At 67.6% G+C, this 15,138-nt stretch carries 7 protein-coding genes; 1 reads left to right on the forward strand and 6 read right to left on the reverse strand.

Features of this window, described 5'->3' with window-relative positions; all coding sequences use genetic code 11:
* Nucleotides 1-631: 631 nt before the first annotated feature.
* Nucleotides 632-1,693 (forward strand): hypothetical protein, encoded by a 1,062-nt coding sequence (locus ACZ7MY_RS41350; RefSeq protein WP_499611140.1) that lies wholly within the window; start codon nt 632-634, stop codon nt 1,691-1,693.
* A gap of 34 nt (nt 1,694-1,727) precedes the next feature.
* On the opposite strand, the gene ACZ7MY_RS41355 is transcribed toward ACZ7MY_RS41350, so the two are convergent.
* The 6 genes from ACZ7MY_RS41355 to ACZ7MY_RS41380 form a co-directional block, all read right to left on the reverse strand.
* Entirely contained in the window at nt 1,728-4,175 is a 2,448-nt protein-coding gene (locus tag ACZ7MY_RS41355) for a helicase associated domain-containing protein (protein ID WP_499611141.1), read from the reverse strand.
* Between the two features lie 89 nt (nt 4,176-4,264).
* The gene (locus ACZ7MY_RS41360) at nt 4,265-7,930 is read right to left on the reverse strand and encodes an anti-phage protein Upx-like protein (RefSeq protein ID WP_499611143.1); all 3,666 of its coding nucleotides are present in this window, start codon (nt 7,928-7,930) and stop codon (nt 4,265-4,267) included.
* A gap of 282 nt (nt 7,931-8,212) precedes the next feature.
* Complete coding sequence (locus ACZ7MY_RS41365; RefSeq protein ID WP_499611145.1) at nt 8,213-11,221, reverse strand: AAA family ATPase; 3,009 nt, start codon at nt 11,219-11,221, stop codon at nt 8,213-8,215.
* Nucleotides 11,221-12,411 (reverse strand): exonuclease SbcCD subunit D, encoded by a 1,191-nt coding sequence (locus tag ACZ7MY_RS41370; RefSeq protein ID WP_499611147.1) that lies wholly within the window; start codon nt 12,409-12,411, stop codon nt 11,221-11,223. Before ACZ7MY_RS41370 ends, ACZ7MY_RS41365 begins: the two co-directional genes overlap by 1 nt.
* A gap of 380 nt (nt 12,412-12,791) precedes the next feature.
* Nucleotides 12,792-12,932 (reverse strand): hypothetical protein, encoded by a 141-nt coding sequence (locus tag ACZ7MY_RS41375; protein WP_499611150.1) that lies wholly within the window; start codon nt 12,930-12,932, stop codon nt 12,792-12,794.
* A gap of 8 nt (nt 12,933-12,940) precedes the next feature.
* Nucleotides 12,941-14,605: an ATP-dependent nuclease gene (locus tag ACZ7MY_RS41380; RefSeq protein WP_499611152.1), complete on the reverse strand. Its 1,665-nt coding sequence runs from the start codon at nt 14,603-14,605 to the stop codon at nt 12,941-12,943.
* Between the last annotated feature and the right edge of the window lie 533 nt (nt 14,606-15,138).

Below are 15,138 nucleotides of genomic sequence, written 5' to 3' on the forward strand. Positions count from 1 at the left end.
CCCGCGGAGCGGGTAACACAGCGCTGCGCGCTGTGCAAGAGAAATGCCCCCCGCTTCGCGGGGGGCTGAGTCCGCCTCGCTTCGCTTGGCGGTGACGGACCGCTTCGCGGTCCATGGACTCGCGGACTTCGTCCGCGAGTTGGGCCCCGCTGCGCGGGGCTTGCCTCACTATGTTCGGCCGGCCCTCCGGGCCGGTGGCGGGCTTTCGCTTCGCTTCAGCCCACTTGAGGGCCCATCAGGGCCCTCAAGTGCAGGGTCGCTTCGCTCCCCTGACTGGCCTTCGGCCTTGTGGCCCCGCTAACGCGGGCCAGGCTGGCTACGGGGAGGCGGTGGCGGGTGCATCTGCTCTCTCGGTTCGGCTATGGCTCTCTTGACAACCCATCAGTGCGGGTCGGTGAGCGCGGTGTCTCCTCGCAAGCATGGGTGCTTCCTTTGTGTAAAAGTTTCTGAGGATCCGAGTTTTTTTCTACTCTCCCCTCCCGGCAAGGAGAGCATCCGCGGTTACGCCTCGGTTCCGCCAGCAAGGTGTCCGCGTACTCCTCTGTGCACACCTCTCGAAGTACAGGGGCGAGTAGGTGCCGGGGCATTCTTCGGCAGGGCGATGTCAGTGCATGCCCGCATACTGACGCCCATGCAGATCACGGAGGACGCGCTCAAACAGGCCTGGCATGAGATGACCGCAGGCTCTGAGCTGCTCGATGACGCCATGTTCCCGCCTACCGGCACATCACCCGACCAGTACGCACAGCGCGCAGGCGATTCTGGTGGTCTCTTCCTCGTTCTGGACGAAGACGGCACTGTGCACGGCTACCACGGCCCCTACACGTCGGTTTTCACCACCCGGGACCTCGACCAGGTGCTGTACTTCGCTGCCGAGGAAGCGGTCGCTCGGCTCGCCGAGCGTACCCGCTCCTCCACCCTGGGCCTGGAGACCAATCTCGTCACCGAGCAGGCCGAGATGATGGACCGGATCGCCCCCGCGTGGGGACGCAGATTCCGCAGCGGCGGCAACGACGGCACGTGGACGGCGCAGCCGTGCGGACGTGACCCGCTGGAACGCCTCGCCTGGATCGCCGACACCTGGCGCGACCAGGACCCCTACACCCACCTCGCCTTCTTCCGCGGCAAGGACGTCAGCGCCGAACAGATCGCCCTGCTCCACGGAGCCGACCCGGAACAGATCGCTACCGGGATGCGCCTGTCGGACCTGCGCGAAATGGAAAGCTCCGGCCGCGACTACTGGGACATTGCCTGGGAGTCCTGCTGCTTTGGGCAGGCCGGCGACTGGGTGTTCCTGATGTACCACGAGACACCACCGGGCATCCGGGCCGACCATGCGGCTCTCTCCCCGCTCGGAGTCACAGAGACCGTGGAGTTGAGCGCCACCATGGCGAAGGCCATCTACAGCTTTTACTACACACGCGACGGCCGCAGCATCGACGACGGCTGGGGGATGCTGGAACTGATCGGGTACAAGGAAGGCCGCGCGCCTTACTACCGCGGCGGCCAGCTCGACTTCCTCAACCAGGCTATACGCCGCGCCGAACTGGACCATCCAGAACTGGTCGACACATTCGATCTGTACTTCCACGCCCTGGACGACGCACTCGGCCTTCAACTGCCCCAGCAGGACATCCAGAACGGAACGGTCCGGGCCGCACTGTGGGCACACAGCAACTCAGGCCGAGGTTAAAAAGTCAGGCTAGAGACCCGCATCGGCCGGACGGTCAGGCGAACTGGCTAACGGGTGTGGCGTCATCGGTCCAGTCACCCTCGAACAGCGAGGCGATCAGGGTGGCGTGGTCGGCGGGGAGCTGTCCGGCGCGGTGCTTGGTGCGGGCCTTGGCAAGCCAAGGGCCGATCTTGACGGTGTCGCCGTCGACGAGGATCTCCTCGCGGGCGGTGGGGGGCCGGCCTTCCCGGGCGATGAACAGCTCCAGGAGCTGGACGGTCTGGGCGAAGGTCCGGCGGGCCCTGGAGGGCGTCTTGAGGGGGTTGGTGGCCGGGGTCAGGCCGAGGCCGGTCAGGAGTTGCTGCTGGCCGGGGTCGAGGGTGGTGAAGGTGGTGAGCTGGCGATGGAGCCAGCGGCCGATCTTGACCGTGCCGATGACGATGTCGGAGTGGAGGTCGCCGGGGTTGTGGCCGGCGGCGAGGTGGGCGCGGAGCAGGTGGTATTTGCGGTGCCAGTCGGGGCCGTGGGGCAGACGCCAGTGGGGGTCGATGGCGGCGAGGTCGGCGGCGCGGGCCGGGTCGAGCCGGTCGTTGGCGGCCAGCGAGCGCTGTTCGGCGAGGAAGGCGCCGCCGGGGGCGGTGACGGGGATGGCCAGATGGCCGTGCGCGGCGTGGTAGTCGGCGGTGGTGGTGAGCTGGGCGCGCCAGGCGGCATCGTGCTTGTCCCAGATCATGTCGAGGGCATCGAGTTCGGCGATCCAGGCGGCATCGGCAGGGTCGTGGGGGTTGAGGCGGCCGATGCGGCGGGCGTCGCGCATGCCCGTGATGAAGGCACCCAGCGCGTAGCCGGTGGGGTCGGCGTAGTCGGCGGGGACGTCGAGGTGGCCGTGGTCGTCGTGGAAGGCCTGGGCGGAGGCGAGGCCTTCGCGGCGGGGGCGGGATTCGGCGGCGCGGGGGTCGAAGGAGACCAGGTCCATGGCGCGGGCGATGCGTTCGGGCTGGACGGTGAAGTCGAAGTGCCAGCGGTGCGCGATCAGCTCGCGGGTCTCCTGCGGGAGGCGGTTGGTCTTGTTCGGGAGACGCTCGGCGATGCGGTGGTCGTGGCTGGCCAGCGCGGTGGCGATCGCCCAGACCGGCTCGTAGGCCGTTCCGAGGATGTCGAGGGCGTTGGCGGCGGGTGGGATGTAGGCGGGAATGACCAGGCTGGCGACCTTGCCGGCCTGGGCGGGCTGGCGCAGGGCGCGGCCGAGGGCCTGGACGACACGGATGACGCTGCGGGAGACGTCGGCGAAGACGACCGCATCGACACTGGGGATGTCGACGCCCTCGGCGACGACCTTGGCGTTCGCCATGATCGCGCACGGGGCCTGGGCGAAACGGGCGAAGACCCTGGCGCGCTCCGCGGGGGTGTGGTCGCCGTCGACGTACAGCGTCAGTGGGTCGAGATCCGGGCACTGCTCGGGAGCGGTGGTGCGGAGCAGGCGCAGGGTGTGGCCGAGCTCGCGCGTGAACCGCTTCGCGTCAGCGACGAGCTGGAAATACACCAGTACCCGCTTGAGCTGGTGCTCGGCCATGGTCTTCAGCACGGCCAGGTGCAGGGCAGTGGTGCGCAGCGCATCCCCGCCCCCTCCCCCGGCCCCGGGGGTGAGGCCGGGGGCGGTCGGCGTGGTGGGCAGGTTGAGGCGGGTGCGGAGCTCGTCGTCGCTGATGGTCGGCACGATCACCTGGTAGTCGGCTAGGACGCCGTCGGCGACCGCTTGGGCGAGCGGGTACTCGAAGATCTTCTTGCCGTAGACAGGCTCGGAGTCCATCGAATTCGCCGACGCATCCACATCCGGCTCGGCAAGCCGGCGGCGACGCGGACGGCGCACGTCCGCGGACTCCGCCAGATCCGGGCCACCGAAAATCCGCGGAGTGGCCGTCATGTAGAGGCGGCGATCAGCCTTGATGCGGGCGTTGTCGTTGACGGCAGCCCACTTCTTGTCCGCACGGCCGGCGATCCGGTGCGCCTCGTCCATGACCGCAAGATCGAACGCCGGCACCGAGCGGCCAGAGTGCTGCGCCGCCTCGACCTTGTCCAGAGAGTCATAGGTACACAACACCGTCACCGCGTCCAGGACACCGGTGCCGACCGCGGACAGCACCGTGGCCAGGCCGGCGGCGTCACCGGTGGAGCCCACGTTCGCCTCAGCCAGACCTGGGTGGGCCCGGGTGTCCATCGAACACACCGCCACCATCGCCTCGGCCCGGCCGTCCCTCCGCCACGCCAGCGCCGCCTGCGCAATCAAATCCAGCGTCGGCACCACCACCAAGGTGAGCCGGGACGCGAGCGTCCCGGCCAGGCGGATGCCGACCAAGGTCTTGCCCGTACCGCACGCGGAGACGTACAAGCCCCGGGTGCCTGGGCGGTGCAGATGCCGCACCGCACGCTCAACACCCGCCTGCTGATCAGGGCGCAGCGCAGTCGCCCCTGTAGGGCCGGCGGCGGGGATGGCAGTGCTCATACGAGGCATTCTCCCGGGCCTGCGGCCGGGGGGCGCGCAAACTCGTTGAAGTGCTCGGCCAAGCAGATGCTTCTCGCAGGGACGGCCGGCTACCGCTTCCGTCTCCTGGCAGCCTGGCTGCGCATCTGTACCTCAGCCCATGCTGGCAGCTCGTCGATAGCAACGACCGGCACATCCGACGCCAATACGCGCGACGCCATCAGGTCGCGGCTCGTGGCAACGACAGGAATGACGCTCCAGCCGTGAGTGTCTCGGGTGCCCGTGAACTGGTACAGGGTGAGTGCCAGATGATTGCGGATCCACTGGGCCCGCCTCGCGATCTTGACGGTGGCGCTCTTGTCTCCTCGCAAGAGCGCATCGGCTTCGTTGGCCAGTTCAGAGGGGTTCCGGGCCATCTCGAAGTCCTTCGCCTCCACGACGAAGATCTTCCTCCGCTTCGGGTCGATTCCCACAGCGTCGATGTCGCCCAGGTCGTGTCCCTGAGGTGACATGAGGCGGCGTCCTGCGATCTTGGCCACGCTGTGAGCCGTGATGGCGCATCCGGCCTGGGCCAGAGCCTGTTGGGCTTGTTTCTCGAAGTCCTTGTTGTGCTCCTGTCTGATGGAACCCAAGAGCTTTCTCATCGTCGCCGACGTTGCCTTGAGCCTGCCGGAGTACACCAGCTCGGCCCAGTAGGATCCGGTGCTCCACACATGCCGCGGGGCCCAGGCAAGCAGGTCACCGTCGGCGAGAGTCATCCGGACCAGAGGACGCCGGGCGTAGGACCACTCGCGGTTGTACCGCCACGGCCATGCCTCGGCATTCACGGACAGAAACTCCGGGCGCGGCCGCAGAGTGAGCCGGTCGAGGAAGGCATGCACCGTGTCTTCAGCCCATCCGAGATTGGACTGCAGGCGCTGCTTCACTTGGGCGACGGGTAGGACGAACGGTTCGCTCTCACAGGCGTCGTCGCCCAGAGCGATGATCTCGCCTAGGCCCTGGGCGAGTTCGGTCAACGTTAACCCGAACTCTGCAAGCATGGCTTGTTCGACCTGCGCGGAAGGGGCTGTAGTCTGGCGCACCTGGGGGGCGAGGGGGTCCTGGACGGCCCCTCGCATGACCGACTGGGCTCTGGCCAGTGCCAGGGTATTGGTGCCGGTTTCGAAGCGGTCGCCGCGTGAGACGCCGAGCCGGCCCGACTCCAGCAGGGACAGTTGCACGAGGGAGAAGTCGTGCCGGATGGCGTCGGAGAGAGTAGACCGGGAGATGAGCTCGGCGGCGATCGCGACCAGCGTGTCGTAGGTGTCCAGGGTCAGGGGCTTGTCCCCCGAGGGCGGTGTGGCGGCGGTGTACTCGATGAGGAAGCGGCTCGCTTGTGCTGCAGCCACTCGTCTCCTGCTGTCTTCAGCCAGTTCCCTGGCCGGCTGGCTGGATGCTCCGAAGCAGGCCAACCTGGCGGGCAGGATGCGGTCTTGGAGTGCCTCGTCACGGATGAGGGCCTCATGCCGTGCCATGAGTTCGCTCATCAGGTTGTCGGGGGACAGCTTCGCTATCCCTTCCTGGATGCGTTGGAAGTAGTGGCCAACCACCTTGTTGAGGACCTTGAGGCGTTGATCCTCAGGGATGGCTCCCTGCCGTATGCCTTGGGCTCCGATCCACTCGCCCAGCTCGTCCAGGACGACGGCGGATACGGCCGGCTGCACAAGCCTGGCAGCCGGAAGAGGTCCCGGCCGCAGGAGCATCGGGCTGATCCCCCCGTGCAGCATCTTCTTGTGCCCGTAGGGCGCTATGCGTTCGACCAGGACGTCGGCGTCAAGCTCGCCTTGCCAGCACTTGGCAGCGGCCTCGGTCAGGGCTCGGACGATCACACGGTCAGCGTTGTTGCCCTCCTCCTGCAGCAGCGTTGACACTCCACGGGCCAAGAGCTCTAGGCGCAGCCGTCCCGTGCTGCCAGCCTTCCATTCAATCCAGGGCTTCTCCTCCTCGTCGTCGATGGGATGACCGGTGAGTCCGTCCTGCCAGCGGTCCAGGTCGTCGAACGACATCGTGATCTGAAGGCATCCGCGGTGGTCATCGGCGAGTGCTCGCAACGCGCCCGGTGCCATGAGCGAGAGCTGCCAGGCCCAGTAGGCCACGGCTTCAAGAACCATGCTCTGGAAGGATTCAAGCTCGCCAGTCGTCTCGGCCCCGGATCCTCCTACCCATACGTGCAGCCCCGCTGTCTCCACGAGCAGCTCGCGTTCGGGAACGCTGGGATGCGTGCAATAAATCGGGGCGGTGTCCACGCCGTAAAGAGCGACAACAGGGACGAGGGCCGGACGGTGAGGGCTGGCGACGACGTGGTGGTCATAGCGACGGTGCGCCTCGATGCGCAGGGCTTCGCTAAAGTCGGGGTTGACCATGACAGCGGTCGGCTTGGGCCCGTCTGACAGGTAGTAGCTGTAGTCGTGGTCTCGGTAGAGGCCGTAGTTGTCGAGCTTGCTGAAGGAATGCACGAACTGTGCATCGGCGTACAGCTTCTTGTCTACCTGAGCAAAGCGCCACAGGAAGAGCGGATCGGTGCCGTCGAGCTCTGCCATGACCTGGAGGTCGTCAACGGTGGTGGCGAGCACAGGGCCGGGACGCGAGGGCTCTCGCAGGCCGAAGGTCGATGCGCGGCCGATGCCCTGGTTGACGATGAGGCGCAGGCAGCGTGCGTCTTCCTCGAGCGCATCGCCTGGGGCGTCGATCAGGTCTTGCACACGCTGCACGAGTCCGGCAGCGTTCCAGACGCCGTAGGGATCGTGGTCGTCATAGTCGGAAAGATCATCCGCGATGACGGCTAGGTCGAGGACTTTGTCGTCGGCGAAAGCGAACCGGGCGCGGCTGATCTGAGGGTCCTGGGCGGGCAGCGTCGCCGGTTGCAGCGGTCTGGCTCCGCAGTGCACCAGCAGTGCGGAGGCTTCATGCAGGGCGTTCTCGCGGACTAGTCGGGCCAGCGTCGGCCGGCAGTCATGCGCTCCGGCGAGGACGAGGAGGTAGTGCCGCAGGGTTGTGGCGAGTTCCCCTGGATTCGCGACGATCACTCCGCCGCCTGCAGCCAGCAGCGGAGTGAGAATCAACCCGGGGTCCGAGCCGATCTCCGTGGTCAGAACATGACCGCCTGGCGGCACACTGAGGTCGTCCAGAAGCTGCGACGCCTGCGGCGGAGCAACAGCGGCCAAGGCCGCCTCATCGAAGGTGACGGCGTTGCGCAAGGCGACGAGGGCCGGCTCCCCGGGGACGAAGACCTCTTCGCGAACCGACGCCGGCGCGGTGACGCCGCGTCGCAGGCCCGCGCGGACGAGTACCGAATCGCTCAGGCCCAGCAGTACCTGGGCCAGCACACGCGCGTCCCGCCGGTAGGCGGAGGGCAGGCTCTCGCCGCCGGGGCCGAAGACACTGCGCAGTACGAGACTGACCGTGTAGGCCGACCTCTCAGTGAGACCCTGGGCTATCAGGTACGGGCCGCCGTAGAACGGCACCTCTGCGGTGTAAAGGTCGTTGTAGGGGTCCTCTTGAGCCCGGACGGCCGGGCTGCTGATCACAGGGTCCTTCAACAAGGACCGAAGCCTGCTCGGCGACAGACGTGGAGCGTCAGCGCGATGGGGAAGACTGGCGCCCACAGCAGCGAGCCGCTGCAGCCGGACCAGGCAGGGAATGTTCTCCGGGATCAGTTGCAGAGCGGCCGCTGAACGCACCAGCGACGGGCCATCCACGGCATCCCACGGCTTCCCGTCGGCACTGAACGATGCCACAGCCACTCCCCCACCCGGTGTCCGACAGACACGCGTCTCACTGCGCCACATGAGTGATGAGCGCCAACGCTACCGGCCCCCACTGACAGTCGCTGCTCGGCAAAAAGCCTCGCTCCGTCCCGCCCGGACCATGTTGGCGGCGGGCACGATCAGAGACCAGCGCAATGTGCCTGTGACCAGTTTGTCGCCGTCGAAGACGTCGATCGCAGCGTCGTTGGCTTCGGTATACGTGGTCAAGGCGGCCCGGAGGCCATGGCGGTGACCCTGCTCGCCGGGGCCCGGCTATTCGGCTGCTTCGGTCAGGTGCACGAGGGTGGAGCCGGTGAGGTCTTTTCGAACGTATAGGCGATGGGTGATGCGGCGGCGTAGTTCCGGGACGTGGCTGATGACGCCGACGGTGCGGTCGTGGGCGCGTAGGGAGTCCAGGACGTCGAGGACCTTGTGGAGGGTGTCGTCGTCGAGGGTGCCGAAGCCTTCGTCGATGAAGAGGGTGTCCAGGGGGTTGCCGCCGACTTCGTGGGTGACGACGTCGGCCAGGCCGAGGGCGAGGGACAGGGAGGCGAAGAAGGATTCGCCGCCGGAGAGGGTGTCGGTCTTGCGGGGGCGGCCGGTCCAGGCGTCGGTGATTTCCAGGCCGAGGCCGGAGCGGGCTCCGTGGGCGGCTTGGTGGTCGGAGTGGCGCAGGGTGTAGCGGCCCTCGGACATCAGTTGGAGGCGGGTGTTGGCGGCGGCGACGACCTGTTCGAGGCGGGCGGCCAGGACGTAGGCCTCCAGCTGCATGCGGACCCGGGCGCTGGTCGAGTTGCCGGTGGCCAGGTCGGCGAGGTGGCGGGCGGTGCTGTGGGCCTTCTCCAGTGCCTCTAGTCGCTCAACAGCCCCACCCAGGATGGTGGCGAGGTCGGTGAGCTCCGTGGTGCGGGCCTGGGCGTTGCCGGCGGCGCCGGCTGCTTGGACGTACTGGTCGTCTGCTGCGACGCGTTGGACCGCTGCGGCGTCGACGTCTGCGGGAGGCTGGGCGGCCGCCCGCTGCAGGACGGGGTTGCCGAGGACGCCTTGGTGGGTGGCGCGGGCCTCGCGCCACTGGTTGATCTCTTCGTCGATGTTGCCCAGGTCCTCCTCGCTGAGCAGGGCCTGCTCAGCGGCGGCCAGGGTGTCAAAGCCCTGGGCTGAGGCGGCGGCCGTGGCCTCGGTGGTGCGGGTGTCGCGGGTCTGCGCAGCGGTGACGGCGGTGCGGGATGTCTCGGCGGCCTGCTCCAGGTGGTCGGCAGTGCGGGTGAGGTCGTCGATGCGGGCTGCGAGGGTGGGGGCGGTGCCGCGGGCGTCGTCGAGTTTCTTGGTGAGCTCGGCCTGCCGCTGGGACTGGGTGTCGTAGGTGGCGTTGCGGGCGGACAGGCCGGCGGTGGCGAGACTGTCCTGCTGGGTCATGGCGGCGTGTTCGCGGTCCATGGCGAGGAGTTCCTCGTCGGCGGTGCCCCGGTCGGCGGCTCGCCGGAGGGCGTCGGCCAGCTGCGTGGTGAGGGCCCCGTGTTCGGCCGTGAGGTCGGCCAGCGGGGTGTCGCCGGCTTCGCCGGTCGCGGTGGCGGCGTTCTCGCGCAGCTGCTGCAGTTCGCCGGCGATCGCGTCGCGCTGTCGCTGGGTTCGCTGGTGGGTCTCCTCGGCGGCTTGTTCGTCCTCGCGGGTGGGCTGCCCGTCGGGAGCTGTGGCGGGGGCCGGGTGGGAGCACGAGCCGCAGACCGGGCAGGGCGCGCCGTCGGTGAGGCCGGCGGCGAGTTCGGCTGCCATGCCCTCGGTGCGTCGGCGGCGGATATCGATGTGGTCCTGGGTAGCCATCTCGGTGGTTTGCTGAGCGGCGGCCAGGCGTTGTTCGGTGGCGGTGATCTGTGCGAGGTGGGCGTCGCGGCGTTCGGCGGCCGCCACGCGTGAGGTCAGGGTCTCCAGCTGGTCCTGGTGGCGGCGGCCTTCTTCCTCGGCCTGGCGGGCGGTTTCCCGGCGGGCGTCCAGGGCGGCGCGCTGGGTGGTCTCCTGTTCGAGCCAGTCACGTGCGGTGCGCTGCTGGACGGTGAAGTCCTGCCGCTCGGCGTCGATCCGTTCGAGGTCGGCGGTGAGTTGGCGGAGATTGGTCTCTTCGGGGAGCAGGGTGTTCAGCACGGCGATGTCGTCGCGCATGCGTTGCCCGGCCGTTGCGAGGTCAGCTGCCTGGAGTGTGGCGTGCTCGGGGAGCAGCCGGGTGCGGGCGGCGCTTTCGGTGTCCTGGGCGTGGGTGTGGTCGGTGCGGGCGGTGCTGGCGGCGTGCAGCAGCGGCGCGAGCTGCTGGGCGCGCCGGGCCTGGTCGCGGCGCCGGCCCAGGGCTTCTTGGTGAGGGGTCTGCTCGTGCAGCCGGTTCAGTTCCTCGCGGGCGGCGGCATGGGTGGTCTGCTGCTGATGCAGTTCGCGGGTGGCGGCTTCCAGGGTCTGGTGCTCGACCTGGTTCTTCTTTGCCTTTTCGGCGTCGGCCTGGGCTGTGAGGGCGTCGGCCTGGCTTGCCTGGGTCAGGTCCTGGGCCCAGGCAAGGGCAGGTCCGGTCAGGGCGTGCGGGACGTCGGGGGTGGGGGTGTCGTGCTGGGATTTCAGGTCCGGTCCGGCGGCCTGGTGGATGCGGGCCGCCAGGTGAAGCACTTCGTCGCGGGCGGCGTCTCGGTTCTTGTGGGTGGTGCGGCTGTGGTCGTTCAGCCAGCGTTCGATCTGCGCGTACCGGTCGGTGTGGAAGAGCTTGCCCAGCAGTTCGCGGCGCTGGGGCGCGGCGGCGTAGAGGAACTTGGTGAACTCGTTCTGGGGCAGGAGGACGACCTGGCAGAACTGGGTCCGGCTCATGCCGAGGAGGTCTTTGATCTCCTTGCCGGTTTCCTGGTGGGACTTGCTGGAGGGTTCCCAGTGGCCTTGGCCGAGGGAGTCGGTCGTCCACCGCTGGAGCCGGGTCTCGGCCTTGTGGACGGTCTCGCCCGTGCCGTTCTTCTTGGGGCGCGTCTGCTGGGGTTCGCGTTCGATGCGCAGCCGGTGGCCGGCGATGGTGACGTCCAAGGCGACCTGGGTGAGGAGGTCGGCCGGGGCGTGGTGGCTGCGCAGCAGCAGGTCGCGGTCGACCGGGGGTTCGCCGTACAGGGCGAAGCAGATGGCGGTGAACAGGGTGCTCTTGCCGGCGCCGGTGTCGCCGTGGAGGAGGAACAGGTTGTCGGCGGACAGCGCGTCGAAGTCGACGGTGTGGGTGCCGGCGAAGGGGCCGAAGGCCTGCAGGGTGAGGTGGTGCAGGCGCATCAGACGATTTCCTTCTGCAGTTCGTTCACGCGGGCGGAGTCGACGGCCTGCTGGAGCAGGGCGTGTTCGTCGGGGGTGGGGCCGGTGCCGCGCATGTCGGTGATGAAGTCGCAGGCGATGTCGAGTTCGCTGCGGCCGCGGAGACGTTCGGTGTAGGTGGGGGTGTCGGTGGCCTGGGCGGGGATGAAGGCGCGCTGGTGCTTGAGGCTGAGTGTGTGGGGGAAGCGGCGGCGCAGCCGGGCCATGGCCTCGAACGGCAGGGCCGCATCGGTGAGGGTGACCTCGAGCCAGGCGTCCTTGAGTGGTTCGTGGGCGGGGTCGGTGAGCAGGTCGTCCAGGAGACCTTCCATGTGTTCCAGGCGGTGGGGGGTGGGGCAGGGCAGGCGGGTAACCGTGGGGGGCGTGCCGGGGGTGAGCTCGACCAAGGTGAAGGACTTGGTGTGGTCGGCTTCGGAGAAGGCGTACGGCAGCGGGGAGCCGCTGTAGTGGACGCGGTCGGTGACCTTCTGGGGGCCGTGGAGGTGGCCGAGGGCGACGTAGTCGATGCCGTCGAAGACGTCGGCGCCGACGTGGGCGACACCGCCGACGCTGATGTCGCGTTCACTGGCGTCTGCCTCGCGTTCCTTGGGCTCGATGGCACCGGGGGTGACGAAGGCGTGGGCGATGACCACCGAGCGGGTCCCGGCCGGCTGCCGGTTGGTGAGATCGGCGTGGACCCGGTCCATGGCCGCGGTCAGCACCGCATGGTGGGAGATAGCTTCGGCTTCCAGTTGGGTGCGGACCATGGACGGCTCAAGGTAGGGCACCCCGTACACGGCGACTGGCCCGTGCTCGTCGGTCAGGATGACGGGGACGTCGCAGGTGGCCGGGTCGGTGCGCAGGTGGATCCCGGCTCGGGCGAACAGGCCGGAGCCGACGCCGAGGCGGTGGGCCGAGTCGTGGTTTCCGCTGATCATGACGATCGGTATCTCGAGGTCGGCGAGCTGGTGCAGGGCCTGGTTGAACAGGCGCACCGCGTCCAGGCCGGGGATGGCCCGGTCGTAGATGTCGCCGGCCACCAAGATCGCGTCGACGTTCTCGGCGCGAGCCGTGTCGTGCAGCTGATCGAGGAAGGCGCTCTGGGCGGGGATCAGGTCTTCTCCGTGGAACCGGCGGCCCAGGTGCCAGTCCGAAGTGTGCAGGAACCGCATGGGCACCGACCGTAACCACAGAAGCACTGGTTAGGGGCAGTTTTCCCGATAATGGCCGTTCCTTCCTTGAGTGTGATGGCGCGGAAGGGAAAGGTTCCTCTATGGGCCCTGTCGTTGATGCCAGCCTGGGTCCGTCGTCCGGCGACTGTCAGTGGCAGGGAGCAAAATATGGGGCAGGGGGAAGGAGGATGTGGTGTGTTCATCGCGTTCTACTGGCACTGAAAGAGCCGTCGCGCCTGGCGGGTGCCGCTGGTGCGGGATCGAGGCACGCGGTCACGGCCGGCAATATCTACCGGAGGTAGGTTGGCACGCCTGGACCGCCCCGACCACGGAACAACGCAAGGAGCGCATGCTCCAGCGGCGGCGTGCCCGCTCAGCTGTCATGAAGCCAGGGCCTGTACATCACTGAAGGCTTTCCTCAGCTGAGGTGGGACTTCTTCTGCCGTGCTCAGCATGGAAACCAGCTCGTAGAGCATGTCGGCCTTGCCGTTCGGGCTTGTCTCGGCCTGCTCCTTGATCATGCTCAGGATCAGTCCACTGAACTTGCCTGTGCGGTGGGCTGTGAAATCTTCGACGGCCCACGGCTGCTCCGGGCGCGGCCAATGCAGGTTGGCGGCTGCAGCCCATTGTGCATCGCTGAAGAGCTCTTCCCGTTGTAGCCCTCGGCTTCGCCGACATAGGTGACCTGAGTGCTGACGTCGAGGCCGGCCTTGATGAGTCGTTCCGTTTTGAACTGCTTGTTCGTGCGGCTGTCTGCGTCGACCATCAGCATGACCGTGCGTTGATGTTTGACCAGGTAGCCGGCCAGGAGCAGGGCGCCCTCATTGTTGCCGCACGCCCACAGGGCGATGCCGGCAGCTTGCAGGGACAATCCTTGGGAGAGGCGGAAGAGCAGAGGAACGCACTGCTGCTCGGTGGAGCCCTCCACGGCCAGGAAGCAGCGTTCGTGGAGCAGGACGGAGTTGCGCAGGCCGACGGCGGCCGAGATCTGCCCGAGGTGGAAGTCGATGCCGTCGTGGGTGTCGTCTGTGAGGCGCTCGATGAGCGTGCGGCCGTTGTCGCTGAGTCGGAGGTGGACGACGTCGGCGATGTCGACACCGTCGATGAGGTTCATGGAGTGGGTGGCGACGATGACACTGACGTGGGGCAGTGCGCACTGCTTGCGGATGATGTCCATGACGGTGCGCTGGTGGCGGTAGTCGAGATGGGTGTCGGGCTCGTCGTAGACGACGATGGTCTGGGTCGGCTCCTGGTCGTCCGGGTCTCCCGCGGCAGCGAGTTCGCTGCTCTCGAGGAGGTTGCTGGTCCATTCCCACACTGCGAGGGCGATACGCCGGGTGCTGCCTTGGCCTGAGCGTGCGAGGTCCACCGGCTCGCCGTCGGCCTTGGAGACCTCCAGCGGAGCACGCTTGAATCCGCCTTTGAAGGAGACCTCGGGTTTGACCTCCACTCCGATGAAGTCACGGCAGTGCTGGCGGATGTGCCGGCAGAGGGAATCGGCTTCCTTCTCCAGACGCTGGGTGATCTCTGCTTCGATCTCTCTGACTCGTCCCTGCAGGTTTTCGTCCTCCAGGTGGCTCTCGTAGCAGGTGTTCAGCGCCGTGCGGACAGCATCGTCCGGGCTTTCATCCTTGCCGCCGAAGGGCAGCAGCCGCGGGAGCCGTGCCTCGAGTTCCTTCGGCAGCGGCTGCCACTGCTCCACTTGGGGAGCCGTGGCTGCGTAGGCCGTCACAGCGTCCAGCAGGTCGTCCTTGAGGGAACCTGTTGGAGTCAGGCCGAATTCGGCCACCAGGTGAGCCAGTTCGCCCTTCAGCAGCCGACCCGGGTCATGAAGCCGGCTGTCAGAGGGCCGGGACCCGAAGTACTCCCATCGGGCCGGCTCGCCTGCCTCGGAGAAGCGACGGATCCGCACGGTAGCCGGCAGTCCGCTGGCGGCTTGCTCGCCAGCGTCAAGAGTGAACACGCCTTCGACCCATGTGTGCGCACAGCGGATACCTTTGGCGCCCTCGGCCTGGTCATATGTGCGGTCCTCGTCCGTCAACCGATGCTTGCCCAGCAAGAAGGCAAGCGCGGTCAGCACCGCGCTCTTGCCGCCATCGTTACGTCCGGCAAGGATCGTCGGACTGCTGACCGGGATGCCCTCCACCTGCGCCAGGGAACGGAAACCACGCGCGGAGAAACTGGTGAGGTACACGGTCGGACTGCTCCGTCTCTCCCCTCCCGACCAGGAAGGGGCGTGGCATACGGGTGGTACGAGTGCAGATGAGGCACGAGAGCCTGCAGTGCAGACCGTCATACTAGAGGCGCGGAGTGCAACAGCCAGACGTTTTACGACATTTGCCCCCCCCGGGTGTCAACAGTGCGGCACCGAGCCGGGATGCGGATACCGCGATGATGGCTGAGCCCATGCGGCAGCAGTTTCGCCGTGAAGACGCGTGTTGCCACCACCGTGAGAGGTCTCGGTTGAGATCAACTCGCCGTTTGCAGTGTTTTGATGTGGTAGTTACTGCGTTACGACTCGTTGAGTCTGTGTGACCGCAGCCCGGGGGTGGTTGCGTTGGGGGGGCAGGGTGACGAGGTGGTTCTCTCGGTTGGCAACAGTGCCTGGGCTGGGATTCGGTGGAAGTCCGGGCGTGGATCGTGGCAGGCTGCCTGGGGCAGGTGACCGTCCCGAGCGATCGCATGGCTCGTTCCTGTCGTGGCCTACACGTGATGGAAGCACCTCCG

The sequence above is a fragment of the Streptomyces sp. NPDC111520 genome (genome assembly GCF_055635295.1).

Excerpts from the sequence above, each read along its gene's own strand:
- ACZ7MY_RS41350 (WP_499611140.1), top strand. The coding sequence starts at position 632 with ATGCAGATCACGGAGGACGCGCTCAAACAGGCCTGGCATGAGATGACC.
- ACZ7MY_RS41355 (WP_499611141.1), bottom strand. The coding sequence starts at position 4,175 with ATGAGCACTGCCATCCCCGCCGCCGGCCCTACAGGGGCGACTGCGCTG.
- ACZ7MY_RS41365 (WP_499611145.1), bottom strand. The coding sequence starts at position 11,221 with ATGCGCCTGCACCACCTCACCCTGCAGGCCTTCGGCCCCTTCGCCGGC.
- ACZ7MY_RS41370 (WP_499611147.1), bottom strand. The coding sequence starts at position 12,411 with ATGCGGTTCCTGCACACTTCGGACTGGCACCTGGGCCGCCGGTTCCAC.
- ACZ7MY_RS41375 (WP_499611150.1), bottom strand. The coding sequence starts at position 12,932 with ATGATCAAGGAGCAGGCCGAGACAAGCCCGAACGGCAAGGCCGACATG.